The following is a 25229-nucleotide window of genomic DNA, read 5'->3' as shown; positions in this document are numbered from 1 at the left end:
TATTAAGTTGAAAATGTATTGAACCAGATTGACATTCTTCGTGCTTTATGCTACCATCTGCTTAAGCTAAGTTCCATATAGGTGTGTTACTGGCAACAGGCACTAACCTTATACTATTGCATGTTAATGTTGATATGTAATAGTTGTCGGTTAGTGCTTTTTTCACGCAGAGCGGCCGGCAGGAACCGAATCACAACCCCAAAATGTGATTAGGAGGTAACACACCATGAGGGAAAAATTCTTCGGCGTGCTGCAGCGGGTGGGCAGGTCCTTTATGCTCCCCATCGCCATCCTGCCGGTGGCAGGACTGCTGCTGGGTCTTGGCAGCTCGTTTACCAACGAGACCACCCTGGCCACCTACAACCTGCTGGGCGTCATGGGCCCCGGCACGGTCCCCTACTTCATCTTCTCGGTTCTGAGCAAGTGCGGCGGCGTTATCTTTGATAACCTGCCCCTTATCTTCGCCCTGGGCGTGGCCATCGGCATGGCCCGGCAGGAGAAGGAGGTTGCCGCCCTGGCCGCCGCGGTCTCCTTCCTGGTGATGCACTCGGCCATCTCGGCCATGATCGCCCTGACCGGCGGCACGGAAAACCTGCTGGAGGGCTCCACCACCTCGGTGCTGGGCATCACCTCTCTGCAGATGGGCGCCTTCGGCGGCATCATCGTGGGCCTGGGCGTGGCCGCGCTCCACAACCGGTTCTATAAGGTCCAGATGCCCCAGGTGCTCTCCTTCTTCGGCGGCACCCGGTTTGTCCCCATCATCAGCACCCTGGTCTTCGCCCTGGTGGGCATCCTCATGTTCTTTGTCTGGCAGCCCATTCAGGAGGGCATCAACGCCCTGGGCATGCTGGTTTACAGCTCCGGGTACTTCGGCACCTTCCTGTTCGGCATGATCAAGCGGCTGCTCATCCCCTTCGGCCTGCACCATGTGTTCTACCTGCCCTTCTGGCAGACCGCCGTGGGCGGCACCATGGAGGTGGCGGGCACCGTGGTGGCCGGCGCTCAGAATATCTTCTTCGCCCAGCTGGCCGACCCCACCGTCACCCACTTCTCCACCGCGGGCACCTGGTGCTTCACCGGTGAGTTTGTGCTCTATATCTTCGCCTTCCCCGGCGCGGCCCTGGCCATGTACCGCTGCGCCAAGCCGGAGCGGAAAAAGCAGGTGGGCGGCCTGCTGCTCTCTGCCGCCCTCACCTCCATCCTCACCGGCATCACCGAGCCGTTGGAGTTCTCCTTCCTGTTTGTGGCCCCCGTACTGTTTGTCATCAGCTCCGTCTTTGCGGGCCTGGCCTACATGCTGTGCCACATTCTCAACATCACCGTGGGCCTCACCTTCTCCGGCGGCTTCATCGATCTGGCCCTCTTCGGCATCCTCCAGGGCAATGAAAAGACCAGCTGGCTGCTGATCATCCCCCTGGGCATCGCCTTCTTCCTGGTCTATTACTTCCTGTTCTCCTTCCTCATCAAGAAGTTCAGCTTCAAGACCCCCGGCCGCGAGGAGGGCGAGCAGGAGACCAAGCTGTACACCAAGGCCGACTACAACGCCCGCAAGGCCGGCGAGAGCGCCGGCGGCGATGACCAGGTGTCCGCCGCCATTGCCCAGGGCCTGGGCGGCGCGGCCAACATCAAGGATGTGGACTGCTGCGCCACCCGCCTGCGCTGCACCGTCATCGACGGCGGCAAGGTGGATCAGAATATGCTCAAGTCCACCGGCGCCCACGGCGTGATTCAGAAGGGCCAGGGCGTTCAGGTTGTGTACGGTCCCCAGGTGAATATCATCAAGGCCAATCTGGAAGACTACCTGCGCAGCGGTGCGGCCGGGCAGGCCGCACCCGCCGCAGAAACCGCGCCCGCTGAGGCGCCCGCCCCGGAGGCCCCCGCCGCGCACGGCGCGCTGGTCAAGACCATTGTCATCGGCAGCCCCTTCCACGGAGAGGCCGCGCCCGTCACCGCCTCCCCCGACCCGGCCTTTGCCGAGAAGATGATGGGCGACGGCGCCACCGTCATTCCCTGCGAGGGCGTGGTCACCGCCCCCTGCGACGCCACCATCAGCTTTGTCTTTGACACCAACCACGCCATCGGCCTGGAGCTGGAGGACGGCGTGGAGATGCTTATCCATGTGGGCATCAACACCGTGGCCCTCAAGGGGGAGGGCTTCCGCGCCCTGGTCAAGGAGGGCGACCAGGTGAAGAAGGGCGACCGCCTGCTGGAGTTCGATCTGGACTTCATCCGGGAGCACGCCTCCTCCGTGTCCTCCCCGGTGCTCTTCACCTCCATGGAGGACAACCAGGAACTGCGGCTGCTGAAGGCCGGGCACGTGAAGCCCGGCGAGGATCTGCTGGCCCTGGACATCTACGAATCCTGACAGGCATGCTATCTGGTAGGAGGGTGTGCGCGTGTACCGAATTACAAAGATTCTCAACCACAACACGGTCCTGGCCCTGAATCAGGAGGACAACCTGGAGAACCTGGTGATGGGCAAGGGGGTGGGCTTCGGCCGCAGGCCGGGAGAGCGGGTGGAATTTCCCCCCGACACCACGGTGTACCAGCTCTCCCAGAAGTGCGACCGGGGCAACCCCAGGGATCTGGTCAAGCGCATCGATCCGCTCTACCTGAACATTGCCGATACTATTATTCTGGACGCCAGAAACACCTTCGGCCAGGTGGACCCCAGCATTCTCATCCCCTTGGCCGACCATATCGACTTCGCCGCCCAGCGCATCCGGAAAAACGCCCCCATCGGCAACCCGCTGACCCCTGATATCAAGGCCCTCTTCCCCCAGGAGTTCCAGGTGGCCCGCCGGGGCGGGGACGTAATCTGGGAGCGGACCGGCCTCCGGTTCAGCGACGACGAGCTGGGCTACATCGCTCTCCACGTCCACTCCTCCCTGGAGTCCATGCAGGTCTCCCAGGCCATGCGGACGGCGGGCATTATCCGGGAATGCGTGGATCTGGTGCAGCAGGCCACCGGCGTAGTGATGGACGTCAACTCCCTGTCCTACAACCGGCTGATGAGCCACATCAAATATATGGCCGCCCGCCTGCTGAAGGGGGAGCGGCTGAGCATGGACGTCAACCATATTATGCAGGCGTCCTGTCCCCGGGCCTTCGACATCTCGGAGGAGATCTGCCGCCAGCTGGAGCGCACCCTGGGCCGCCAGGTGGATGAGGCGGAGATCGGCTATCTGGCCATGCATGTCCAGCGCGTGTTTGACACGGAGGGGCAGACCTGCTCTGCCGCTCCGCTGCAATAAATTGTAAACTCTATATTCAAAAAGGAGACTTGCCGTTATGAAGCGCTTTACCTATGTGATTCAGGATCCCCTGGGCATCCACGCCCGTCCCGCCGGCCTGCTGGTCAAGGCCGCCAAGGAGTTTGCCGGCACCGAGATCACCATTACCAAGGAGGACAAGACCGTGAAGGGCACCCAGCTGATGAAGCTGATGGGTCTGGGCGTCAAGACCGGCGACTCCGTCACCGTGACCGCCGAGGGCGCCGCGGAGGATGCCGCCATCGCCGCCATGGAGCAGTTCTTCAAGGACAATCTGTAAGCACAGCGTTCCGCCCGCCGTCCCACCGGGGCGGCGGGCGATTTGTTTTTCGCGGAAAGGGGAGCTAACACATGAAGATTTTACAGGGTCAGGGCGTGTCCAAGGGCATTGAAAAGGGCGCCATCTGCTTCTATCACCGGGTCAGCGCCGTGGTGGAGCGGCAGATGGCCCAGGACCCGGCGGCGGAGCGGGCGCGGCTGGAGGCCGCCAGAGCCCAGGCCATAGAGCAGCTGGAGGCCATGGCGGAGAAGGCCAGGGCCCAGGCCGGCGACGACGCCGCCACCCTGTTCGAGACCCACGCCATGTTCCTGGAGGACGAGGACTTTACCGGCGCCATGGACGAGCAGCTGGAGGAGGGGTACACCGCCGAGTACGCCGCCCAGCAGGCCGGGGAGCAGTTTGCCGCCATGCTCTCCGCCATGGACGACCCCTATATGCAGGCCCGGGCGGCCGACGTGCGGGACGTGACCGGGCGGCTGCTGAACATCCTCACCGGCGCGGCGGAGGGCGGCATTCACTCGGAGGTACCGGTCATTCTGGCCGCCGACGACCTGGCCCCCTCCGAGACCATCCAGCTGGACAAGAGCAAGATTCTGGCCATCGCCACCCAGGGCGGCTCGGGCAACAGCCACACCGCTATTCTGGCCCGCACCATGGGCATCCCCGCCGTGTGCGGCCTGGGGGAGGCCCTGAGCGAGGACCTGGACGGCAGAGAGGCCTATATCGTGGGCGAGACCGGGCAGGTGATTCTGGACCCGGACGGGGAGACCCTGGCCGAACTGGAGGCCCGGCAGCAGAAGCAGGCCGAGCTGCGGGAGCTGATGCGCAGCATGGTGGGCCAGCAGGATGTGACCCTGGACGGCAGGGAGATGATGGTCTACTGCAACATCGGCTCCCCCGAGGACGTCCACGCCGTGCTGGCCAACGACGGCCAGGGCGTGGGCCTGTTCCGCTCCGAGTTCCTCTACCTGGCCGCCGACGACTATCCCTCCGAGGAGGCGCAGTTCCGGGCCTACAAGGAGGTTGCCGCCGCCATGAAGGGCAAGCGGGTGGTCATCCGCACCCTGGACATCGGCGCCGACAAGCAGGTGGACTACTTCCAGCTCAACAGGGAGGAGAACCCGGCCATGGGTCTGCGGGCCATCCGCATCTGCCTCAACCGGCCCGAGGTGTTCCGCACCCAGCTGCGGGCCCTCTACCGGGCCAGCGCCTACGGCAAGGTTGCCATTATGTTCCCCATGATCACCAGCGTGTGGGAGGTAAAGGAGTGCCGCCGGGCCTGCCAGAAGGTGATGGACGAGCTGACCGCCGAGGGCATCCCCTTCAATCCGGACACCGAGCTTGGCATCATGATCGAAACCCCGGCGGCGGTGTTCATGGCCGAGGAGCTGGCCGGGCTGGTGGACTTCTTCTCCGTGGGGACCAACGACCTGACCCAGTACACCCTGGCCTGCGACCGGCAGTGCAACGACCTGGGCAAGTTCTTTGACCCCCACCACCCCGCCGTGCTGCGGGCCCTGAAAATGGCCGCCGACGCTGCCCACAAGTCGGGCATCTGGATCGGCATCTGCGGCGAGCTGGGCGCCGACCTGGAGCTGCTGCCCACCTTCCTGGCCATGGGCATTGACGAGCTGAGCGTGAGCCCCTCCGCCGTGCTCCCCCTCCGCTCCGCCATCCGGAAGAGCATCGCCGCTACCTGTACCCTGGACCTGCTCAAGGGCTGAGCTTCCTTGAATACATGAAACACCCCGCCGGCACGCTGTGCCGGCGGGGTGTTTTGATTTCATACTGTATTGTCCTGTTGTGGAATTACTGTCTGTACTTGTCGGGGTTCTTCTTCTGGTCCCTGTTACGGACTACAATCCAGACCACCCCGGCCACAATCAGCACGCCCACCACCACGTCCAGGGCCACCATCCAGGTCATCCACAGGGGCATGACGTCCACGATGGTGGAGTTGGCGGACAGGCCGTTCATGGCGGCGCTGTGGCTGACAGTGTAGCAGATGTCATGAGCGGCGTTGCGCAGGTAGGTCATGATCTGGGGGTCATTCTGGTAGCCGTCGATGTTGTAGAGCTCCTCGCTGGTGTTCATCCACATGTCGGTACCGGCCTGGAGGCCCGCCTTGATGTCCATATACTCGGGCAGACCGGCCATGTCAGTGATGACCAGGCCGTTGAAGCCCCACTCCTCCCGCAGCAGGTCGGTGAGCAGCTCATGGCTGGCGCCGCACCACTTGGTACCCACCCGGTTGAAGGCGTTCATCATGGCGTAGGTGTGGCCCTCCTTCACCGCAGCCTCAAAGGGGACCAGATAGAGCTCACGGGCGGCCTGCTCGTTGAAGAAGGTGGCGATGCCGTCCTTGGAGCCCTTGATGCCGTTGCTCTCATCGATGACGCCCTCGGTATCGTTGAAGGCAAAGTGCTTGACGTAGCAGAACAGGCCCTTGCTCTGGGCGCCCAGCACGGTGTTGGCGCCCATCTGGCCGCTGATGAAGCCGTCCTCGGAGTAGTACTCGAAGTTACGGCCGCTGTAAGCGCTGCGGTGGATGTTCATGGCAGGGGCATACCAGCCCTGGATATTGGCGTACATGGCGTCGTTGCCCACGGACACGCCCATATCATAGGCCAGCTGGGTGTTCCAGGTGGAGGCGATGACCACCTCGGTGGGGTAGGCCATGCCCTGGGTGCCGCCCACCAGGGTGGCGGAGATGCCGGCAGGGCCGTCCTTCTCCACGGTGGCGGGCTTGAGGATGTAGTCCAGGCTGGGGGTGCCGTAGCCGCCCATGCGGACCATGTAGATGAGGTCGGCGGGGCTGATGGTGTCCAGCAGATCATCCCAGGCGGGGTCGTCATAGTCCACGTCGATAAAGTCGGCCAGTGTCAGTTGCACCTCGGGGGTGACGCCGGAGGCGGGCATGGTGTAGGAGTCCTGATCCTCGGTGTACTGGGGCTGGAGGGCGTCGATCATCTCCTGGGGCAGGTCGATGTACCGCTCGCCGGTGGCCTCATCGGTGGTGTCGCAGAAGGGCGCGGGGAAGGTATCCGCCCAGTTGTTCCGGCTCAGGTAGACAAAGTCGGAGTAGGCGTCATAGCTGGAGATGTCGGCGTAGCCGAACAGGTTGGTCACGGCGGTGCCGGTGACGCTGTCCACTGCGTATGTGGTGGCGTCCAGGCTGGCGTTGGTCCACTTGGCGGTCATGGACGCGTCGCCGTCGGCGGTCATGCCGTCGGCCACAGTGTAGCCCTTGGCGGCCAGGATATTGTTCATGGCGTCGTGAGCGTCGGTGCCGACGGTGAAGTAGTAGTCGCCGGCATCCAGGATAAAGGTCTTGGCGGTGCGGTAGTCGTAGGCCTTGAGCTGCTCCTTGGGCACATCGATCTGGACGGTCTGGCTCTCTCCAGGCGCCAGGGCGTCGGTCTTGGCAAAACCGCACAGCTCCACGGAGGCCTTCTCCACGCCGTTTTCAATGTCGTACTGGGTGTAGGGAGACTGGAAGTAGACCTGGACGACCTCCTTGCCGGTGTAGGTGTCGCCGGTATTGGTGACGGTCACGGTCACGGTGAAGCTGTCGCCGTTCTCCTCCATGGAGAAGTCACTGTAGGCAAACTGGGTATAGCTCAGGCCGTAGCCGAAGGGGTAGAGGACGGTGGAGGCGTAGTCGTAATCGCCGGCGTTGCCGGTGCCCATGACCACATCCTCATACCGGGTCTCGTAGTAGCGGTAGCCCACATAGATGCCCTCGGCGTAGACAATGTACTGGTCGGACTCATTGGAGAAGCCGTTGTTGATCCAGAAGTTGGAGCCCGCATTCTGGGCGGCGGGGGCGCTGGAGGCGTCGTAGGCGTAGGTGTCCACCAGGCGGCCGGAGGGCACCACGTCGCCCACCAGGGCGTCGGCCACGGCGTACAGGCCGGTCTGGCCCACGCCGCCGATCCACAGGGCGGCCTTGATGTTCTCATAGTCGGCCAGCCAGCCCAGCTCCAGGGCGTTGTTGGCGTTGATGAGCACCACCACGTTGTCAAACTGCTCGTTGACGGCGGCGAGCATGTCGGCCTCCTCGGCGCTCAGCTCCAGGTAATTGCCGGAGTTGCCCGCCACGTCCTCGGTCTCGGCGAAGTTGACGGCGGTCAGGTCGGAGCCCTCGCCGCCGGAGCGGGAGATGACCACGATGGCTGCGTCGCCGTAGTCGGCGAAGGAGCTGCCGGCGGCAGACGCCACGTCAGTCCAGGGCACCTCGTTAATGGCGAACTGGCCGCCGCGCCAGTTGGGGGCGCTGCGGGTATACCCCTCGGCGCTCTTCTGCTGGTAAAAGTCCCACAGGGTGGGATTGACGGTGAGGCCGGAGGCCTCCAGAGCGGTCTTCAGGTCGGGCACGGTGGAGGTGTCCACGCTGCCGGAGCCGGTGCCGCCGTAGACCATGCTCACAGAGGAGACGGAGAACAGGCTCACCCTGCTGTCCCTGGCCAGGGGCAGGCCGCCGTCGTTCTCCAGCAGGACCATGCCCTCGGCCTCCAGGAGCTCGGCCACCTGGCCGCTGTGCTCGGTCAGCTCCTCCTCGGTCTCAAAGTCGCTGGGGTAATAGGTGCTGTCCCCGACGGCCCCGCCGGTCTCCACAATCTTGTAGGTGGTATGGTTGAAGAAGGTGGAGATAAGGCCCCGGTAGTTGAGAGCCAGCAGGTTGCAGATCATCAGTGTCACAAGCACAATGGCCATGACGGGAATCAGAATGGCCATAAAGCGGCGGTTGGACATCCGCTTCTTTTTCATTACAGTTCATCCCCCTTGATTTTTTCCGCGGATGGCGCCCTCCGCGAATCTTGCACACAGTATACAAAGGGGATCGAGCACGGTGCAACTGTTTTGACATAACTGCCCGTTTTTGCAGCATATTCCTTGTCCCGGGCTACTCCAGCGGAAAGAGCAGCCGTAGGTTGAACACCTGATTTTCCACCGAGATACCCATCTCGCCGCCGTACTTCTGGGCAATCATGCGGATGCTCTTCATGCCGAAGCCGTGGTACTGCTTGTCCGCCTTGGTGGTGACGGGCAGGCCGCCGGAAAACTGGGGCGGCTGAGGGCAGTAGTTGTAGAACTGGAGGGACACAAACATGCCCTTGCGCTTGGCGATGATGCCCACCACCCGCTTTTCCTCGTCCTCCACCTGGGAGAGGGCCTCCACCGCGTTGTCAATGGCGTTGCCGAACAGGGAGTAGATGTCCTGCTCGGCCATGAAGGACATCTCGCTGCCGTCCACAATACAGGTGAGCTTGATGTGGTTCTTATTGCACATGAGACTCTTCTCAGTGAGGATAACGTCGATGGTCTTGTTGCCCGTCTCCACGGCGGAGTCGTAGATGGAAATCACGTCCTCCATTTCCCGGATGGACGCCTCATCCAGGGAGCTGCTCCGGCCGATCTGGCGGATCTGGTGGCGCAGGTCGTGGCACTTGACGTTGATGAAGTCCAGGTTCTCCTTGAACATGTCGTACTGCTTCTTCTCCTGCTCGTAGAGGCTGTTGACCGTGTCCAGCTCCCGCTCCAGCTGCCGCTTGGACAGCAGGGAGAACTGGACGTACAGGGCCAGCAGGCAGCAGAGAATATTGTAGATGGAGGCCACGCTCACATAGAAGGGGTTGTTGTTTTCGTAGCTGTAATAGGTGACCACTGCGCTGATGACGATGTCCACCAGAACCACCAGGGCCACCAGCACCAGCATGGAGGTGCTGCGGATGCGCAGGTCCTCGTTTTTGCGGATCATGGAGCCGAAGGTGATGGTCATGAGCCAGTAGACAATGCAGTAGGCGTCCACATACACCAGCGTCAGGAAGAGTCCGGACAGCCGTGCGGCGCTCTCGCCGTACACCTCCACAGGCAGCCCGGCGTTGAGCCCGGTGACCACCACGATGAAGTTATAGACCTCAAAGGCGATGTGCTGCACTGTATAGGCGGCCACGGCACAGAAGAAGATGTGGAGGAAGGGCTCCCGGAAGCACAGCATCAGCGCTCCCACGGACACGGCGAACAGCACGAAGAAGAGCACCGAGCTGTACAGGGCGTTGTAGCCCAGAATGGGCGCGGCCACCGACACCGCCATGCACAGCAGAGCGGCCAGGGCAAAGCGGATGGGGTAGTGGTCTTTTTTCTTCAGGCGGAAGGTGAAGAGAAATTCGGCCGCCAGAATCTCGGCCATAAAGACCGACTTGTACCAGAAAAGCTGGGTAACCTCATACATGACTATTCCATGCTCCCGATGTACTCATTGAGCGCGCTGAGGAAGAGCTTCCGCCTGGCGTGGCTGATGGTCAGCCAGTCCTCCCCCACCAGCACGCTGAAGTCCTTTATCTGCCGGACATAGCGCAGGTTGACCACATAGCAGCTGTTGCACTTGGCAAAGACCTTCTCGGGCAGAAGGGGCTCTATCTTCTTCAGGGACCCGTAGCCGGTGTAGCTCTTGTCCCGGGTGTGGTAGGTGATCCGGTGCTGCATGACCTCGATGTAGGTCACCTCGGAGCACTTCAGGCACACCACCCCGTCCTCCGCCGGCACCAGCAGCTCCCGCTCCTGGCGGCTCTCCAGCCGCTTGACCGCCCGGTCCAGCTTGATGGAGAAGGGGAAGTAGGCCACCGGCTTGACGATAAAGTCCAGGGCGTCCACCTCGTAACCCTTCACGGCGAAATTGGCCATGTTGGTGACGAAAATCAGGATAACGCTCCTGTCCACCTCACGCAGGCGGCGGGCGGCCTCCATGCCGTCCAGTCCTGGCAGCTCAATGTCCATGAACACCAGGTCAAAGCTGGCCTTATAGCCGGTGAGAAAGTCCACCGCGTCGTTGAAAATGACGCTGTTGCAGGAAGTCCCACGCTCCTGGGCGTAGCGGTCCAGATAGGACGTCAGGGTCCCCGCGGCCTGGGGATCGTCCTCCACAATGGCAATGTTCAGCATCCCGTCTCCCCCCGTTTTCTCTCTTCTCCTCATCTGTGAATGGGTGCGGATTTCTATGGGTACCTATTCTATCACGTCCTGTTCTTTCCATGCAAATCTTTTTTCCGCTTCAATCCGGCGGGCAAAGGCCTTGATAACCCCGCCCCCTTTTTGCTATACTTACCTCACAGAGAGGAGGGCGCTTATGGCCTTTGAGGTAGTGAAATCCTTCCCCGGCAACACCAGCATCGGTTTTACCGAGGGAAAATTTGACCGCTGGTGTGTCCAGGAACGGGTTTTTCTCTGGACCCGGCGGCCCACCGACGCGGGCTGCTTTGCCCGTCTGCTGGAGCTGGCCCAGCGGTACGGTGCGGACAAGGTCATGGCTGACTTTGTCGCCGTTTACGACGCCATGGGCGTCAGGCCGTCCCGGGGGGACCTGCTGCCCAGCGACGATGTTCTGGAACTTACCACCCGCCTCTCCGCCGCCTATGACGCCGCCCCAGGGGACAGCGTGCGGGCGGACAGGCTCTTCACCACCCTCTACCTGACTATGATCGCCGAGGAGAACAAGGACAAATCCGTTCTGGGCAAGCGTATCAAACGGCTGGGGGTGCATCTTGTACTGATGGAAGGGCGCACGCCGGAGGAGGCCGCGGCCTTCCCCACGGGGAAAAAGGCGGCGGAGCTCAGCGCCCTGTGCCGGTCTTACGGCTTTTAAGGAGGAATACTATGGCAATCCGTTGGAATCCGCCCGCCCGGATTCCCGTCCTGCTGGACGGCGACCCGGGCCACGACGACGCCATGGCCTGGATGCTGGCCAAGGCATCCCCCGCCCTGGACATCCGGGGCGTCACCTCCGTCTGCGGCAACCAGACCATTGAAAAGACCACCTACAACGCCCTGCGGGTCATGACGCTGCTGGGCATTGACGCGCCCATGGCCAAGGGCCGCCCCGCGCCCCTGGCGGCCGAGCCCATGGCGGCCCCCAGCGTCCACGGGGAGTCGGGCCTGGACGGCCCCGACCTGCCTGAGCCGGACCGTGCGCCCCTGCCCTGCTCCGCCGCCGGGCTGATGGCCAGGGTGCTCTCCGAGAGCGAGGAGCCGGTGTATCTGGTGCCCACCGGCCCCCTGACCAATGTGGCCGCCCTGCTCCTGTCCCACCCGGAGCTGAAGGAGAAGATCGGCGGCATCTCCCTTATGGGCGGCGGCATCACCCACGGCAACTGGACTCCCGCCGCCGAGTTCAACATCCTGGTGGACCCGGAGGCCGCCGATATTGTGTTCCGCTCCGGCGTGCCCATCACCATGGCCGGACTGGACGTGACCGAGAAGTCCCTTATCTTCCCCGAGGACTTTGCCCGCATCCGGGCGGTTGGCAACCCGGTGGCCCGCATTGTGGCCGAGTGGCTGGAGTTCTTCTACCGCTTCCACCGGGAGAAGGGCTACGCCGGCGCTCCCGTTCACGACGCAGTGGCGGTGGCCGCCCTGGCAGCCCCGGAGCTGTTCACCGTGGAGGAGATGCACGTGGACATCGAGGTGGCCGGGGACTACACCCGGGGCGCCACGGTGGGCGACCGGTACCACATCACCTCCGCCGCCCCCAACGCCCGGGTCATCATGGGCGTGGACCGGGACGGCTTTGCCGGCCTGCTGGTGGAGGCCGTAAAAACCTATGGGGAGGGAGAGGCATGAACAGAAGACCCGTCATCATTGACTGCGACCCGGGCATTGACGACGCCATGGCCCTGCTGGCCGCCTTCCGGGCCCCTGAGCTGGACATCAGGGCCATTACCCCTGTCGCGGGCAACGTGCCCCTGCGATACACCGCCCCCAATACCCTGAAAATTCTGGCCCTGGGCGGCCGGGAGGACATTCCGGTATATCCCGGCGCGGACCGTCCCCTCACCGGAGCGGTCCGGGAGGCCAGTGAGGTCCACGGCGCCGACGGCCTCATGGGCTGGCCCATGCCCGAGCCCAAGGCTGTGCTACAGAAGGAGAAGGCCTGGGACGCCATCTGGCGTGAGGCCGTGGCTCTGGAGGGTCAGCTGGAGATTGTGGCCACCGGCCCCCTGACCAACCTGGCCATCGCCCTGGCCAAGTATCCCGACCTGCCCAAGTACATCAAGAAAATGACCGTCATGGGCGGCGGCGCCTGCTTCGGCAACGCCACCCCCGCCGCTGAGTTCAATATCTACGCCGACCCGGAAGCCGCCGAGATGGTGTTCCGCTCCGGTATCCCCATCGCCCTGTGCGGCCTGGATGTGTGCCACCGGGCCCACCTGACGGAGGCGGAGGTGGAAGCGCTGGAGACCCTCGGCACTGTGCAGGCCGCCTTCTGCGCCGCCCTCAGCCGGCAGGAGCTGTCCTGGGCCGTGCCCTACGGCACCCCCGGCGCCCCCATGCACGACCCATGCGCCATGCTGTGCGCCATTGACCCCACCCTCTTTACCTCCGTCCGCTGCTGGGTTGGCGTGGAGCGCGCCGGCGTCCACACCCGGGGCAAGACGGTCACCGACGCCTTCAGCGACGCCAAGCGTACCCCCAACACCGACCTGGTGCTGGACGTGGACCGGCCCCGGTTTGTCCGGCGGCTGCTGGGCCTGCTGGGCGAGTACGGCGGAGCATAATCCTTTATACAATACTGCAAAAGCAGGTGGAAAGCGTTGCTCTCCACCTGCTTTTTATGCGTTCCGGCCCTGCCAATCCGCCGGATAGACGAAATAGAGGAAGCGGGCGTGGCCCGTCACAGAGAAGCGGACGGCGCTTCCCCTGGGGATATAGATGATCTCACCCGGCCCGGCGGACACAGTACCCCGGCCGGTCTGGATGTCCAGCCGCCCCTCAATCACATAGTCCATCTCGTCGTAGTTCAGCGTCCAGGGGAAGGTGGTGTCGGTCATCTCCATGATGCCCGCCCCCAGCCGGGGGCTCTCAGAGAGGGTAAACAGGTCCCGGGTGTAGACCCTGTCCCCCGCCCGGCCGGTGTCCATCCGGTGCTCCTCCGTCACCTTCAGCTGGGGCACCGGCACCTTTTTCACCGTCTCCGCCGGTGTCTCCCCCAGCTTCTCCAGCAGCACCTGGCGCACCAGGGCCTCCAGCGCCTGCTTATCCACGGTTTTCCTCCTTTCTGGTCAGCACCATGGCCACCGCCACGGCGGACACGCCGCCCACCAGCTTGCCCACAATCATGGGGAAGATCATGTCCGAGTCAAAGCCGGCGGTAAAGCCCAGGTGGTCGCCGAACACAAAGGCGGCCGACACGGCAAAGGCCACGTTGATGACCTTGCCCCGGTGGTCCATGTCCTTCATCATGCCGAACATGGGGATGTTGTTGGCCAGTGTGGCCACCATCCCGGCGGCGGCGATGTCGTTCATGCCCAGCAGGCGGCCCAGCTTCATCAGGGGCTTGCGGAACACCTTGGTGATGACGTACACCAGGGGGAAGGCACCGGCCAGCACCACGGCGATGTCTCCCACCACGGTGAAGCCCTCCTCAATTGGGGTAAGGCCGGGCAGAATGGTGATGGGGGTCAGCTTCTGGACAATGGCGATGGCCAGACCCACGGTGATAAGGATGACCACCGCCCGGCCGAACACCTGAAAGCCCTTCACCATGCCGTCCGGAATCTTCCACAGGCCGATGGCGATGAGGACCGCGATGAGCACGATGGGGATCAGGTTGCGCAGCACCATACCCACGCCGAACCCGGCGGCCAGGCCGCCCACCAGAGCGCCCAGGGGGATGGTGACCACCCCCGCCAGCACGCCGGAGGCCAGGGCGGGCCGGTCCTCCTTTTGGATAATGCCCAGACCCACGGGGATGGTGAACACGATGGTGGGCCCCAGCATGGCGCCCACGATCAGCCCGCCGAACTGCCCCGCCTCTTCCGTCAGGGCCAGCTCCCTGGCCAGGGGCGCGCCGCCCATGTCGTTGGCCAGAATGGTGCCCACAAACATGGCCGGATCGGCCCCCAGGAACTGGTACACCGGCACCACCACCGGCCGCAGCACATCGGCCAGCACCGGCGCCAGGCAGATAATGCCGATCATGGACAGCGCCAGAGCGCCCATATTCAGGATGCCCTCTTCAAACTTCTCCCCCAGGCCGAAGCGGTTGCCCAAAATCCGGTCCACCGCGCCCAGGACCATGAAGAGGACCATTAGATAGATGATAATCTCGTTGATGGACAAATTCATTGCCCCTTTCCTGTTGTCTCAGGGCTGGCTCTGGTCCACGATGCCCACCACGGCGGCGTCCACCGGGACGTCCTTCCCGGCGGCCACACGGGCCGCGCCGCCGGTGGCCACCAGTACCCGCTCCCCCTCCCCCGCGCCCACGCAGTCGGCGCAGATGAGGAGCTGTTCCCCCACCCGGACGGTGAGAAAGGACTTGCCGAAGAGGCCGGGGGACTTTTTGGTGGACCAGATATTACCCTCTACCGTACCCAGCAGCACGGCCGCCCCCTCCTCTCCGGATACCCAGCTCCCGCAGCTCCCGCTCCATGGCGGTGAAGCGGACGTAGATCCCCCGCTCGGCGGTACGGGCGTACTTCTTGTACTCCAGAGCGCCGTCGGCCAGGTAGACCCGCCGTCCCTCCAGCAGGGCCAGCAGGACGGTCCGCTCCTCCTCCGTCAGGGCCACGCCCAGGGAGAGGAGGGCCATCTGCTCGATGGGGAGATGGGTGATGATCAGGTCTCCGCCCCGCTCCTCCAGCGTCACAGGCCCTCTCCCCCTGTCACAGGGATGGCCCGGTCCCCCTTGCGGAAGCCGCAGGCGTTGGCCTCATCCCCGGAAAGGCGGGCCTTTCCGGGGGCCCCTGTTGGAATCTGTTCGGGCAGAGTGAATCTGCCCTCCATCGAGGTTTTGCAGAGCAAAACGCTCGGGACGCGCCACTCGGCGCGATCACGACGAGGCCCGTCATCCCCCGTTTCCTCCCAGTCAGGCAGGGGTATGGCCCGGTCCCCCTTACGGAAGCCGCAGGCGTTGGCCTCGTCGTAGTCCAGATGGACGGCGGTTGAAAATTTGGGGGAAATGCGCACCTCCACCGCCTCAAAGGTAACCGGACGGCTGGTGAGGGTGCGGAGCCGGATGTCCTGCTTGTCGGACAGGCCCCACCGCCCGGCGTCCTCTGGCGTCATGTGGATGTGCCGCTTTGCGGCGATGACCCCCTGCTTCAGGGTAATCTCCCCCGCCGGTCCCCGGAGGACAATGCCCGGCGTACCGGACACATCCCCCGAGATGCGCACCGGCGGCGTGATGCCCAGGGCCACCCCGTCGGTGAGGGAGATCTCCACCTGGCTCTCGGGCCGCTCCGGGCCCAGCACCACCACGTTGCCCAGCTGGCCCTTTGGCCCCACAAGGGTCACCCGCTGGTTACAGACAAACTGCCCCGGCTGGGACAGGTCCCGCACCCTCTCCAGTTGGTGGCCCGGTCCGAACAGGGCCTCCACATGGGTCCGGCACAGGTGGACGTGCCGCCCGCTGGCCTCCAGAGGCACGGTCAGCCGCTCCACCACCGCCTCCGCCAGCCGTTCCAGCGCTGTGTGTTCCATTTATTTCACCTCCCGGGGGTATTTCCCCGCCTTGAGCTTGATCATCATGATCCACATCAGGGAGGACAGGCGGTTGAGCCCCAGAATGATGTCCGGCCGCTTCACGCCGCCGTCTGCGTCCCGAAAGGCGGCGTAGGCCGCCAGCTCGGTGCGCCGCACCTCGGTGCGCACCTTGTTCACCGCCAGAATGGCGGCGGAGTCGGTGTAATGGGGCATGAAGTGGGGCTGGCCCAGATGCTTCTCCGGGTAGTGGGAGTATTCCCGCAGCTCGTCCGGGCCGTACCCGCACAGCGCAATCTCTCCCACCGGCTCGTCCAGCACGTCGAAGCGGATGAACCGCCGCACAAAGGCCAGCACCTCCTCCAGCTCCTGTGCCAGGGCGGGGCATCCCGCCCCGGCGCAGGCCTGCTGGGCCAGGAGGATCTCCGCCTCCAGGCTGTCGATGCAGCCCCGGAAGGCGATGCGGGGGTGGTCCTTGTCCACCAGGATATTGCCCTTCAGGTGGGTCATGTGCTCCGGCTTCTCCGCCAGCACCGCGCCGGACACCGTGCGGTACCTGGGGCGCTCCACCGGCTCTCCGGAACTGCCCTGGGGATAGACCACCTCCACCCCCTTCTCTCTCAGCCAGTCCCGGGCGGCGGGGGTGAGGACCTCCCCCGCCCGGACCGCCACCGGACCCCTGGCGCCGCCATTGGACATGCGCCGCACGTCCTCCTCGGTCAGCAGCGCCACGGCTTACTGCCCGTCGTACTCGCCCTTGCCGTGGGGCAGGACGGAGTCCACCTCGGCGTGGGGGCGGGGGATGACGTGGACGCTCACCAGCTCGCCCACCTTCTCCGCCGCTGCGGCGCCGGCGTCGGTGGCCGCCTTGACGGCCCCCACGTCGCCCCGGACCATCACGGTCACCAGGCCGCCGCCCACCTGCTCCTTGCCCACCAGCTGGACGTTGGCCGCCTTCACCATGGCGTCCGCCGCCTCAATGGCGGCCACCAGGCCGCGGGTCTCCACCATACCAAGTGCGTTTGTGTTAGCCATTTTCCTGTCTCCTTTTCCGTTGTGCGCCCCGGAAGCGGGGCCCTCCATATGATTTCCGCTTCGGGGCTTTTTTTGCCCCTCGGACGTTTTTTCCACATCAGCCCGGCCCATGGTGGAAACCGAGGCCTCCTTTTCCTGTTCCGGGCCGGCGCGGGAGCGCTTTTTGCGGGTTCTTCTCTCCGCCCTGTTCTCCGCGCCCTGGGCCGGCATGTGGGGCGCGCCGCCCACAGTGCCCGCCGGCTCGCCGTTGAGGGCGGTAATCTCATGGGCCATGGTCTCGTCGCCCTCCGCCCCGGCCGGCTTTGCCGCCATCAGGCTGTTGGTCAGGTTCTGCACCTCCTGCAAAAGGTGCTCATGGGGATTGAGCAGAACACCGTCCGCGTTGACCTCACTCATACGTTCAGCCTCCTCATAATCAGGCGCACCAGCTCGTCCATGGCGGAGGCGTCAACCGTCCCCCGGCCTCCCCCGTCCGCCCGGCAGGCCGGGCCGCCCCGAATCTCCTCCAGCTCCCTGACGCCCCAGGCCACCCGCTTGATGTTGATGAGGTCCAGGGGGCCGATGTTGTTGGAGCTGGAGGAGCCGCCCACCGCGCCGCAGCCCAGGGTGAGGGCGGGGAACAGGCAGGTGCTGGCGCCGATACCGCCCAGGGAGGAGGGGGTGTTCACCAGCACCCGGCTGGCGGGCACGGCGGCGGCAAATTTCTTGACCACGCTCTCGTCCTCGGCGTGGATGGAGAAGGTGTGGCCCGCGCCCTCCCACTCCAGAATTTCCACGCACCGGCGGAGGGCCGCCTCCTCGTCATCCTCCACATAGAGAGCCAGGATCAGCCCCAGCTTCTCGCTGGAGTAGGGGTAACCGGGGCCCACGCCGGTCTCCCGGGCCACCAGCACCCTGGCTCCCGCCGGGATGCCGGACAGCCCGGCCAGGGCGGCCACCTGCTCCACACGCTTGCCCACAATGGCCGGGTTCATGGTACCGTTGGGCCGGAGGATGCACCTGGAGAGGGCCTTGTGCTGCCCGTCGCTGAGGATGCAGGCCCCCTGCGCCGTCAGCTCCGCCGTCACCCTGGGCTCCATCTCCCGGGTGACCACAATGCTCTGCTCACTGGCGCAGATGGTGCCGTTGTCAAAGGTCTTGGAGTCCAGAATCCGCTTCACCGCCATGGGCACGTCGGCTGTGCGGTGGATATAGGCCGGGCCGTTGCCCGCGCCCACGCCGATGGCCGGGGTGCCCGAGGAATAGGCCGCCTTGACCATGGCCCCGCCGCCGGTGGCCAGGATGAGCCGGGTGTCCCGGTGCTTCATCAGGGCGCTGGTGGCCTCCATGGTGGGGGTGGAGATGCAGGAGATGCTCCCCGCCGGGGCCCCCGCCCCCTCCGCCGCCCGGCGGACCACCGCCACCGTCTCCCGGATGCAGTTGAGGGCGCTGGGGTGGGGGGAGAAGATGATGGGGCTGCCCGCCTTGAGGCAGATCATGGCCTTGTAGATGACGGTGGAGGTGGGGTTGGTGGAGGGCACCAGCCCGGCCACAATGCCCACGGGCACGCCGATGTCGATGATGCGCTTCTCCCGGTCCTCCGCCAAAATGCCGATGGTACGCTCGTCCCGGATGGCCTCGTAGAGGGTGAGGGCGGCGAAGCGGTTCTTCAGCTCCTTGTCCTCTTTTTTGCCAAAACCGGTCTCCTCCACCGCCATGGCGGCCAGCCGCCCGGCGTGCTCCGCCCCCGCCGCCGAGATGGCGGCCACGATTTTGTCTATCTGGGCCTGGTCCATCCGGGCCAGGGCCCGCTGGGCCTCTTTGGCCGTCTTAATCAGGTCCCGGACCTCCTGGACCGACTGTAAATCCTTATCCAGCTGCATGGAATCCCTCCGAAATCTTACGTCTCAGCTTTTATCGGCAGTCTCAAATTTCCCGCAGGCGGGCTGCAATTGCCTTTACCGCCTCGGCAAAGGCCGCGCAGGCCCCCCCGCCCGGCTCCGGCCGGGCGGGGCTCCCCGGGAATTTTATCTGCCGGGGCGAGTGAATCGCCCCGGCATCAAGATTTTGCCTCCGGCAAAACCTTGGAAACGCCGCCTGCGCAGGTCATACCTCCCGCGGACGGGCCGCGATTGCCTTTACCGCCTCGGCAAAGGCCGCGCAGGCGGCGTTGCAGGCGCTCTGGGTGCCGGTGAGCAGGCCGCCGCCGAAGTTGGTCTCGCTGGGCGGCTCATAGAGTGTCACCAGCTCCACGTCCGCCGCCTTCAGCGCCTCGTCCAGCCCCACCACCGCCTCCAGGGGCGGAGCGATGAGGTAGGCCAGGGCCTCTCCCTCGGCCACCCCGGCTGTCTGGGACAGGTAGGTGCCTGTGCGGGAGACAGTGTGGGCAAAATAGACCACCGAGCCGTCCTCATTGGCGGAGCGGAAGCCGCCGCCATCCTGGAGGAAGGCCACCGCCGCCCGCAGGCCGCTCTGGACCTCCGCCGGGTTGGGTCCGGCCAGGATGCCGATGACCTCACCCGCCAGCTTGGTGGAGGCGTTGGCCGCCCCGGCGTACAGGCTCCGGCCGTACACCACCTCCACGGCGGCGGCCTTGGTGGCCTCGTCCAGGGCGCAGTAGGTCATGTCGTCGCAGTCGGTGGTGAGGATGCCGATGGAGCGGTGGCCGCCGGGCAGCCCCAGCTCTCTGGCCAGCCCCTCGCTGACATTGGCGATGGTGTGGGTGGCCAGTACCTTGACAGGAATCAGCTCATCAATCATGGTTCCGCCCCCTTACAGCTTCAAATCAATGCCGGAGTCCCGCTTCTCCAGCATGGTGTGAATCAGCTCCGCAATATGCGCGCCGGCCGCTCCCAGCGCGGCAGGCCGCGCCGGGTTCCCATATCCATTTTCATCTGCTCGGGCGAAGTGAATTCGCCCGGCATCAAGATTTCGCCCTCCCGGGCAAAATACTTGTACGCGCTTTCGCGCGTCCCCGCTGTGCGGGGCCCCGTGGAGGCCGCCGCTCGCTTTAACGCAGGTCAATTCCACTCGCCTTCCTCTCCAGCATGGTGTGAATCAGCTCCGCAATATGCGCGCCGGCCTCCACCGCAGTCGTCCCCTGCCGGTGGATATTGGAGACCACCGTGCGCCTGGACTCGGGAATGCCGATATGGGGCTGGTAGGTGAGATAGGCGGACATGGACTCGGCGGTCACCAGTCCGGGCCGCTCCCCCACCAGCATGCACACCACCTCCGCACCGGTCAGGTCGCCGATGTGATCGGAGGCCCCCACCCGGCAGAACTTGACGAACAGGGCCGGGCCCGCCTCCAGCCCGTAGGCCTTCAGGCCGCCCCTGATGGCCTCCAGACAGTCCAGGGCGTTGGCCTCGATGGCAGCGGAGCTGAGGCCGTCCCCCACCACCAGGGCCACCCTGGGCTTCTGTCCTAACGTCTGGCGGATCATGGCCTGGTTGGCCTCGTCAAACCGGCGGCCCTTATCTGGCCGGGTCAGGTACTCGTCCTTGTCTTTGCACAGGGTCTGCACCGGCACAAAGCCGCCCTTCTTCACAAATGCCTCGTCCACCATGGAGAAGCAGGAGTCCTGGGCCGCCGCGTGGTCGGCCCGGAAGCGGAGCATGGTGGCGGTCTTATACCGGGCTCCCGCCCGGCCCAGGCCGATGCGGGCAGGGGTCTTCTGTTTCAGGTCCAGAAAGGCCCGTCCGTTTCTGGGGCTCTCCACCAGATACTGCCGCCGCAGGTCGGTCTGGGTGATGTCCGGGATGGCGGCGGCAGGGTCCGCTCCCCCGGCTGCCGGCCGGGTCACCCCCTGGGGCTCCATAGGGTGGTAGTCGCTCCCCTTCACCTGGGGGGTGGGGGCCTGTCCGGCCACCTCAGCGATCATGCGCTCAATGAGGGCGCGCAGTTCCTTGTCGTTCATATCGTCCTCACAAACTCCATATTCTTCGCCCCGCCGTAAACGGCAGGGCTCATTCATTCCGTTGTTCGTCCTCCCCCAACGAACCCGCTTTTGCTGGGCTTCGTTGGGGCCCCCAGGGCCTCCTTACCCCAGCAGCACGGAGCCGTCCCCGGCCAGCTCGGTCAGTTTTCCGTCCCGCACAAAGCCCATCTTCTCCAGCCAGTCCTGGAAGGGCTTGATGGCGGTCAGGCCGAAGAGCTCCCGCAGGGCGGCGGTCTCGTGGAAGCCGGTGGTCTGGTAGTTGAGCATCACGTCGTCGCCGTGGGGGATGCCCATAAAGTAGTTGCACCCGGCGGCGGTGAGGAGGACGGCCAGGTCCTCGATGTCGTTCTGGTCGGCCTTCATGTGGTTGGTGTAGCAGGCGTCGCAGCCCATGGGTACGCCGGTCAGCTTGCCCATGAAGTGGTCCTCCAGTCCGGCCCGTATCACCTGCTTGGAGTTGTACAGATATTCCGGGCCGATGAAGCCCACCACGGTGTTCACCAGGAAGGGCTGGAACCGCTTGGCAAAGCCGTAGCACCGGGCCTCCATCACCACCTGGTCGGCGCCGTGGTGGGCCTCGGAACTGAGCTCGGAGCCCTGACCGGTCTCAAAGTACATCACGTTGGGGCCGGTGGCGGTGCCCTCCCGGAGTGAGAGCTGTCTGGCCTCCTCGATGAGCTTCCCGTCCAGGCCGAAGGCCTCGTTGCCCTTCTGGCTGCCGGCAATGGACTGGAAGATGAGGTCACAGGGAGCCCCTTGCTTCACCGCGTCCATCTGGGTGGTCACGTGGGCCAGGACGCAGATCTGGGTGGGGATCTCCCACCGGGTGCGGATCTCGTGGAACCGGTCCAGCACCCGCCGGACGCTCTCCACGCTGTCGTCCACCGGGTTGAGGCCCAGCACCGCGTCCCCCGCGCCGAAGGTCAGGCCCTCCAGCAGGGAGGCCATAATGCCGTCCGGGTCGTCGGTGGGGTGGTTGGGCTGGAGGCGGCAGGACAGGGTGCCTTCCTCGCCGATGGTGGTGTTGCAGGTGGCCGTGACCCGCAGCTTCTTCGCCGCGTAGATCAGGTCCAGATTGCTCATAATCTTGGTCACCGCGGCGATCATCTCGGCGGTCAGCCCCCGGGAGATGCGGCGGATGTCCGCGCCGGTGTGCTTCTCATCCAGCAGCCACTCCCGCAGCTCGGACACGGTCCAGTTGCGGATCTCGCTATAAATTTTCTCGTTCACGTCATCCTGGATGATGCGGGTGACCTCGTCCTCCTCGTAGGGCACGGCGGGGTTCTCCCGCAGGTCGGACAGTAGCAGGTTGGCCGTCACCACCTTGGCCGCCACCCGCTCCTCGGCGTTTTCGGCGGCGATGCCCGCCAGGCGGTCTCCCGACTTCTCCTCGTTGGCCTTGGCCAGCACGTCCTTCACCGATCGGAATGTATACACATGGCCGTGCAGGCTGGTTTTCAGTATCATGGTCTGTCTCCCCCTTGTTGTTGGCTGGAATTTGTGGCCTCTCGGGACTGGAAGGCCAGGGTCTTTACCACCACCGGCAGCACCGCGCCGCCGGCCACCGGCGCGCCGATGTCCAGATAGTCCCCGCTGCCGGCGCTGATGCCGTCCAGGCAGAGGATGGCCCCCTCCGCTCCCAGCAGGGGCCAGAGGGTCTGGCCCAGCACCTTGGCCATGTCCCCCTCCACCGCGATGACAGGGAACATGCCCCGCTCCAGCAGGGGCTCCATTCCGGCCCTGATGCCTCGGGCCAGGTCCTGTATTCTGCCGTAGGCCGGGTTGGGCTCTCCCCGCAGGCTGAGGGCAATCTGGGTCATGCCCCCCTGGTCGGCAAACCAGCCCGCCTTCTCCCGGAGGGCGGCGGCCAGAGCGTCACCGCTGCCCTCTTCGTCCGCCGTCAGCCGGAGAACGGGCAGGTTTTTCAGCGGGAAGGACACGTTGCGGTAGAAGATGGTGGATCCGGACACCTGGGTGGAGTGGCTGCCCGCCCCCACCACGGTGGCCCGGATGGTCTCGGCGCCCCGGACGATGCCCGCCCGCTGAAAGGCGGGTGAGGCGGCGATGGCCCTGCCCAGCAGGACGCCCATGTCCCCGTAGGCAAAGGCATCCTCCGGCGGCGTCCAGATACAGTCGGCCACCCCGCCGGAGAAGGACACTCCGTCCACCCCCTCCGGCGGCGTCCAGGACGTGTCCCGGGTCATGAGCGCCGGCAGCAGGCCGTCCGCCGCCGCCAGCCCCGCCGCCTGCTCCAGCGCTCTGGTCAGGGCGGATACCGCCGGCCTCAGACTGGACTCCTCTGCCCGATCCCCTACCCTTGGAATGGGTACGGCGGGCACCGCCGCCCCCAGCCGTTCCAGGGTCGGGGAGACGTAGGTGACGCGCTCCCGCTCGATCTTGACGAGCCGCCCGCCCACGTCCAGGCAGCCGGTAGCCGCCGGGGTCCCGCTGTCGTAGAGGGCCAGGTTGGAGGTGCCTCCGCCGATATCAAAGTGTAATATTTTCTTGTGATGTTCCTTGGAGTATTCGTCTATTCCCGCCCCGCGGGCCGCCAGAATGGATTCCAGGTCGGGCCCGGCAGTGGCCACCACAAAGTCCCCGGCGAAGTCGGACAGGGCGGCGAGCACCTGCCGGGCGTTCTCCTTCCGGGCGGTCTCGCCGGTGATGATGACCGCGCCGGTGGAGATGTCCGCCTGCCGGAAACCCGACTTGCGGTACTCCTCCGACACAATGGCCCGTACCCCTTCGGCGTCAATCGCCGTCTCGGAGAGAAGGGGGGTGAAGTGGATGGCGCTGCGGTAGAGCACCTCCTTCTCCCCGATGGCAATGCGGGGTACGGAGAAGGGCCCCGCCCGGTTCTCCAGCGTCAGGCGTGAGATGACCAGCTGGGTGGTGGATGTTCCGATGTCAATGCCCACGGACAGGAGCTGCTCAGACACCATTTACATCAGCTCCTTCAGGATGTCCTTCAGGTCCTCCCGGGCGGCGGGCCGGGGGTTGCCCGGGGCGCACACGTCGGCCAGAGCGGTCTCAGCGATGCTGTCCAGGTCGGCCAGCAGGGTCTGCCCCTCCACGCCGCAGGCGGTGAGCTTCTCCGGCATACCCAGGCCCGCCCGCAGCCGCCTTACGCCGCCCATCAGAGCCCGGGGGTTTTTGGCCAGGCCGCACAGCCCGGCGAGCCGGGCGTACTCGTCCGCCGCCGCCTTGTCGGCGCTGTTGAAGGCGATAACGTGGGGCAGGAGCATGGCGTTGAGCCGCCCGTGGGGGATGTGGTACCGTCCCCCCAGGGCGTGGGCCAGGGCGTGGCAGATGCCCAGACCGGCGGCGTTGAAGGAGATGCCCGCCAGGCAGGAGGCCAGCAGCATCTCCCCCTTGGCGGCGCTGTCCCCGGCGTGGGCTTCGCTCAGACTGCGCCAGGCCATGGAGAAGGCCTTCTCCCCCATGGCGTCGCTGAAGGGGGTGGCCTTTCGGGCCACGCAGCCCTCGGCGGCGTGGGTGAGCACGTCCATGCCCGTGTCCGCCGTCACCGCCGGGGGCACCCCGGAGAGCAGGGACGGGTCCAGCACCGCCCGGTCTGGCAGCAGGGCGTCGTCCACCAGGGGGTACTTTACCCCCGCGTCGGCGTCGGTGAGGACGGCGAAGGAGGTGACCTCCGACCCGGTGCCCGCCGTGGTGGGGATGCACCACAGCTCCGGGGGCGGGTCTCCCCCGGCGAAATGCCGCATGGCCTTGGCGCAGTCCATGGGGGAGCCGCCGCCGAAGGCCAGCACCGTGTCCGGCCCGAAGGCCCGCAGGACGTGGACCCCCTGGGCCACCAGCCGAAGGGATGGATCCGGCCTCACCTGGTCAAACACGCGGATTTCGCAGCCCTTCAGCCGCGCCTTCACTCCCTCCAGCAGACCGGATTTGTGGGCGAGAAACTCGTCCGTCACAATGAGCACCCGCCGCCCCGCCAGCTCCTCCAGGGCGGCCAGGGCCTCCGGGCCGAACCGGATCTCCGGCCTGATTGTAAAAAGCTCCATGTTTTCTGCCTGCCTTTTCCTCAGATGGCGTTAGTATGGCGGGATTTGCAAAAAATATAGCCCCAGCGGAAAATTTTCCGCTGGGGCTAAAACAGGAGGCCTCTGTTCAGACAGAGGCCTCCTGAGACTGTCGAAAAACCTCGGTTGAACAGAATCCGCCTGTGTCGGGGCGGGGGAGCGCGAGGGGGCAGCCGCCCGCCTCGCGTGGAATCGAATGCCCC

Annotated in this window: 23 protein-coding genes; 7 read left to right on the top strand and 16 right to left on the bottom strand. The window is 65.1% G+C overall.

Annotated features, from left to right (window positions below):
- The first annotated feature begins 226 nt into the window (after nucleotides 1-226).
- The 4 genes from QZY67_RS07490 to ptsP all read left to right on the top strand — a co-directional run bounded on the left by QZY67_RS07490 (nucleotide 227) and on the right by ptsP (nucleotide 5276).
- A complete protein-coding gene (locus tag QZY67_RS07490) occupies nucleotides 227-2365 on the top strand; it encodes a PTS transporter subunit IIABC (protein ID WP_295369481.1) in 2139 nt (712 codons plus the stop codon).
- A gap of 31 nt (nucleotides 2366-2396) precedes the next feature.
- Entirely contained in the window at nucleotides 2397-3254 is an 858-nt protein-coding gene (locus QZY67_RS07485; RefSeq protein WP_294534227.1) for a PRD domain-containing protein, read from the top strand.
- Nucleotides 3255-3291: 37 nt separating this feature from the next.
- A complete protein-coding gene (locus QZY67_RS07480; RefSeq protein WP_294534229.1) occupies nucleotides 3292-3552 on the top strand; it encodes an HPr family phosphocarrier protein in 261 nt (86 codons plus the stop codon).
- A 71-nt stretch (nucleotides 3553-3623) separates the two neighbouring features.
- Entirely contained in the window at nucleotides 3624-5276 is a 1653-nt protein-coding gene (gene ptsP / locus QZY67_RS07475) for a phosphoenolpyruvate--protein phosphotransferase (RefSeq protein ID WP_295369478.1), read from the top strand.
- Nucleotides 5277-5361: 85 nt separating this feature from the next.
- On the opposite strand, the gene QZY67_RS07470 is transcribed toward ptsP, so the two are convergent.
- From QZY67_RS07470 to QZY67_RS07460, 3 genes are all read right to left on the bottom strand, one after another.
- Entirely contained in the window at nucleotides 5362-8322 is a 2961-nt protein-coding gene (locus tag QZY67_RS07470) for a glycoside hydrolase family 3 protein (protein WP_295369477.1), read from the bottom strand.
- A 136-nt stretch (nucleotides 8323-8458) separates the two neighbouring features.
- Nucleotides 8459-9787, bottom strand: coding sequence for an ATP-binding protein (locus QZY67_RS07465; protein WP_295369475.1), 1329 nt, complete (start codon nucleotides 9785-9787; stop codon nucleotides 8459-8461).
- Nucleotides 9788-9789: 2 nt separating this feature from the next.
- Nucleotides 9790-10497, bottom strand: a complete 708-nt coding sequence (locus tag QZY67_RS07460) for a LytTR family DNA-binding domain-containing protein (protein ID WP_295369473.1) — start codon at nucleotides 10495-10497, stop codon at nucleotides 9790-9792.
- A 184-nt stretch (nucleotides 10498-10681) separates the two neighbouring features.
- Here QZY67_RS07460 and QZY67_RS07455 point away from each other — a divergent pair, with 184 nt between their 5' ends.
- From QZY67_RS07455 to QZY67_RS07445, 3 genes are read left to right on the top strand one after another with little or no spacing between them, the layout of a single operon-like run.
- Nucleotides 10682-11197: a hypothetical protein gene (locus QZY67_RS07455; RefSeq protein WP_295369471.1), complete on the top strand. Its 516-nt coding sequence runs from the start codon at nucleotides 10682-10684 to the stop codon at nucleotides 11195-11197.
- An 11-nt stretch (nucleotides 11198-11208) separates the two neighbouring features.
- On the top strand, nucleotides 11209-12171 hold the full coding sequence (locus tag QZY67_RS07450; protein ID WP_294534241.1) for a nucleoside hydrolase: 963 nt from the start codon (nucleotides 11209-11211) through the stop codon (nucleotides 12169-12171).
- A complete protein-coding gene (locus QZY67_RS07445; RefSeq protein ID WP_295369469.1) occupies nucleotides 12168-13106 on the top strand; it encodes a nucleoside hydrolase in 939 nt (312 codons plus the stop codon). The genes QZY67_RS07450 and QZY67_RS07445 overlap by 4 nt, the downstream gene beginning before the upstream one ends.
- A gap of 54 nt (nucleotides 13107-13160) precedes the next feature.
- Here QZY67_RS07445 and QZY67_RS07440 read toward each other — a convergent pair whose 3' ends face one another.
- The 13 genes from QZY67_RS07440 to QZY67_RS07380 form a co-directional block, all read right to left on the bottom strand.
- Nucleotides 13161-13592 (bottom strand): cupin domain-containing protein, encoded by a 432-nt coding sequence (locus QZY67_RS07440; RefSeq protein WP_295369467.1) that lies wholly within the window; start codon nucleotides 13590-13592, stop codon nucleotides 13161-13163.
- Nucleotides 13585-14670, bottom strand: a complete 1086-nt coding sequence (gene eutH / locus QZY67_RS07435) for an ethanolamine utilization protein EutH (RefSeq protein ID WP_295369494.1) — start codon at nucleotides 14668-14670, stop codon at nucleotides 13585-13587. Before eutH ends, QZY67_RS07440 begins: the two co-directional genes overlap by 8 nt.
- Nucleotides 14671-14694: 24 nt before the next feature.
- The gene (locus QZY67_RS07430) at nucleotides 14695-14934 is read right to left on the bottom strand and encodes a EutN/CcmL family microcompartment protein (protein WP_295369465.1); all 240 of its coding nucleotides are present in this window, start codon (nucleotides 14932-14934) and stop codon (nucleotides 14695-14697) included.
- Complete coding sequence (locus QZY67_RS07425) at nucleotides 14909-15199, bottom strand: hypothetical protein (protein WP_295369463.1); 291 nt, start codon at nucleotides 15197-15199, stop codon at nucleotides 14909-14911. Before QZY67_RS07425 ends, QZY67_RS07430 begins: the two co-directional genes overlap by 26 nt.
- Nucleotides 15196-16032: a phosphate propanoyltransferase gene (locus tag QZY67_RS07420; RefSeq protein WP_295369462.1), complete on the bottom strand. Its 837-nt coding sequence runs from the start codon at nucleotides 16030-16032 to the stop codon at nucleotides 15196-15198. Before QZY67_RS07420 ends, QZY67_RS07425 begins: the two co-directional genes overlap by 4 nt.
- A complete protein-coding gene (locus QZY67_RS07415; protein ID WP_295369460.1) occupies nucleotides 16033-16764 on the bottom strand; it encodes an ATP-binding protein in 732 nt (243 codons plus the stop codon).
- Nucleotides 16765-16767: 3 nt separating this feature from the next.
- Complete coding sequence (gene eutM / locus QZY67_RS07410) at nucleotides 16768-17067, bottom strand: ethanolamine utilization microcompartment protein EutM (protein ID WP_148319385.1); 300 nt, start codon at nucleotides 17065-17067, stop codon at nucleotides 16768-16770.
- Between the two features lie 392 nt (nucleotides 17068-17459).
- The gene (locus QZY67_RS07405; protein WP_295369458.1) at nucleotides 17460-18929 is read right to left on the bottom strand and encodes an acetaldehyde dehydrogenase (acetylating); all 1470 of its coding nucleotides are present in this window, start codon (nucleotides 18927-18929) and stop codon (nucleotides 17460-17462) included.
- 223 nt (nucleotides 18930-19152) lie between these two features.
- Entirely contained in the window at nucleotides 19153-19806 is a 654-nt protein-coding gene (eutL, locus tag QZY67_RS07400; protein ID WP_295369456.1) for an ethanolamine utilization microcompartment protein EutL, read from the bottom strand.
- Between the two features lie 250 nt (nucleotides 19807-20056).
- Complete coding sequence (gene eutC / locus QZY67_RS07395) at nucleotides 20057-20965, bottom strand: ethanolamine ammonia-lyase subunit EutC (RefSeq protein WP_295369454.1); 909 nt, start codon at nucleotides 20963-20965, stop codon at nucleotides 20057-20059.
- A 123-nt stretch (nucleotides 20966-21088) separates the two neighbouring features.
- Nucleotides 21089-22453 (bottom strand): ethanolamine ammonia-lyase subunit EutB, encoded by a 1365-nt coding sequence (locus QZY67_RS07390; RefSeq protein ID WP_295369452.1) that lies wholly within the window; start codon nucleotides 22451-22453, stop codon nucleotides 21089-21091.
- Nucleotides 22450-23928, bottom strand: coding sequence for an ethanolamine ammonia-lyase reactivating factor EutA (locus QZY67_RS07385; protein ID WP_366448953.1), 1479 nt, complete (start codon nucleotides 23926-23928; stop codon nucleotides 22450-22452). Before QZY67_RS07385 ends, QZY67_RS07390 begins: the two co-directional genes overlap by 4 nt.
- Nucleotides 23929-25008, bottom strand: coding sequence for a 1-propanol dehydrogenase PduQ (locus tag QZY67_RS07380; RefSeq protein WP_295369450.1), 1080 nt, complete (start codon nucleotides 25006-25008; stop codon nucleotides 23929-23931). It lies immediately after the preceding gene.
- Between the last annotated feature and the right edge of the window lie 221 nt (nucleotides 25009-25229).

The sequence above is a fragment of the uncultured Pseudoflavonifractor sp. genome, from assembly GCA_904419835.1.
GTDB lineage: Bacteria > Bacillota > Clostridia > Oscillospirales > Oscillospiraceae > Pseudoflavonifractor.
This window is presented reverse-complemented; position numbering and strand designations above follow the sequence as displayed.

Excerpts from the sequence above, each read along its gene's own strand:
- QZY67_RS07490 (WP_295369481.1), top strand. The coding sequence starts at position 227 with ATGAGGGAAAAATTCTTCGGCGTGCTGCAGCGGGTGGGCAGGTCCTTT.
- QZY67_RS07480 (WP_294534229.1), top strand. The coding sequence starts at position 3,292 with ATGAAGCGCTTTACCTATGTGATTCAGGATCCCCTGGGCATCCACGCC.
- ptsP (WP_295369478.1), top strand. The coding sequence starts at position 3,624 with ATGAAGATTTTACAGGGTCAGGGCGTGTCCAAGGGCATTGAAAAGGGC.
- QZY67_RS07470 (WP_295369477.1), bottom strand. The coding sequence starts at position 8,322 with ATGAAAAAGAAGCGGATGTCCAACCGCCGCTTTATGGCCATTCTGATT.
- QZY67_RS07465 (WP_295369475.1), bottom strand. The coding sequence starts at position 9,787 with ATGTATGAGGTTACCCAGCTTTTCTGGTACAAGTCGGTCTTTATGGCC.
- QZY67_RS07460 (WP_295369473.1), bottom strand. The coding sequence starts at position 10,497 with ATGCTGAACATTGCCATTGTGGAGGACGATCCCCAGGCCGCGGGGACC.
- QZY67_RS07455 (WP_295369471.1), top strand. The coding sequence starts at position 10,682 with ATGGCCTTTGAGGTAGTGAAATCCTTCCCCGGCAACACCAGCATCGGT.
- QZY67_RS07450 (WP_294534241.1), top strand. The coding sequence starts at position 11,209 with ATGGCAATCCGTTGGAATCCGCCCGCCCGGATTCCCGTCCTGCTGGAC.
- QZY67_RS07445 (WP_295369469.1), top strand. The coding sequence starts at position 12,168 with ATGAACAGAAGACCCGTCATCATTGACTGCGACCCGGGCATTGACGAC.
- QZY67_RS07420 (WP_295369462.1), bottom strand. The coding sequence starts at position 16,032 with ATGGAACACACAGCGCTGGAACGGCTGGCGGAGGCGGTGGTGGAGCGG.
- eutM (WP_148319385.1), bottom strand. The coding sequence starts at position 17,067 with ATGGCTAACACAAACGCACTTGGTATGGTGGAGACCCGCGGCCTGGTG.
- QZY67_RS07405 (WP_295369458.1), bottom strand. The coding sequence starts at position 18,929 with ATGCAGCTGGATAAGGATTTACAGTCGGTCCAGGAGGTCCGGGACCTG.
- eutL (WP_295369456.1), bottom strand. The coding sequence starts at position 19,806 with ATGATTGATGAGCTGATTCCTGTCAAGGTACTGGCCACCCACACCATC.
- eutC (WP_295369454.1), bottom strand. The coding sequence starts at position 20,965 with ATGAACGACAAGGAACTGCGCGCCCTCATTGAGCGCATGATCGCTGAG.
- QZY67_RS07390 (WP_295369452.1), bottom strand. The coding sequence starts at position 22,453 with ATGATACTGAAAACCAGCCTGCACGGCCATGTGTATACATTCCGATCG.
- QZY67_RS07385 (WP_366448953.1), bottom strand. The coding sequence starts at position 23,928 with ATGGTGTCTGAGCAGCTCCTGTCCGTGGGCATTGACATCGGAACATCC.
- QZY67_RS07380 (WP_295369450.1), bottom strand. The coding sequence starts at position 25,008 with ATGGAGCTTTTTACAATCAGGCCGGAGATCCGGTTCGGCCCGGAGGCC.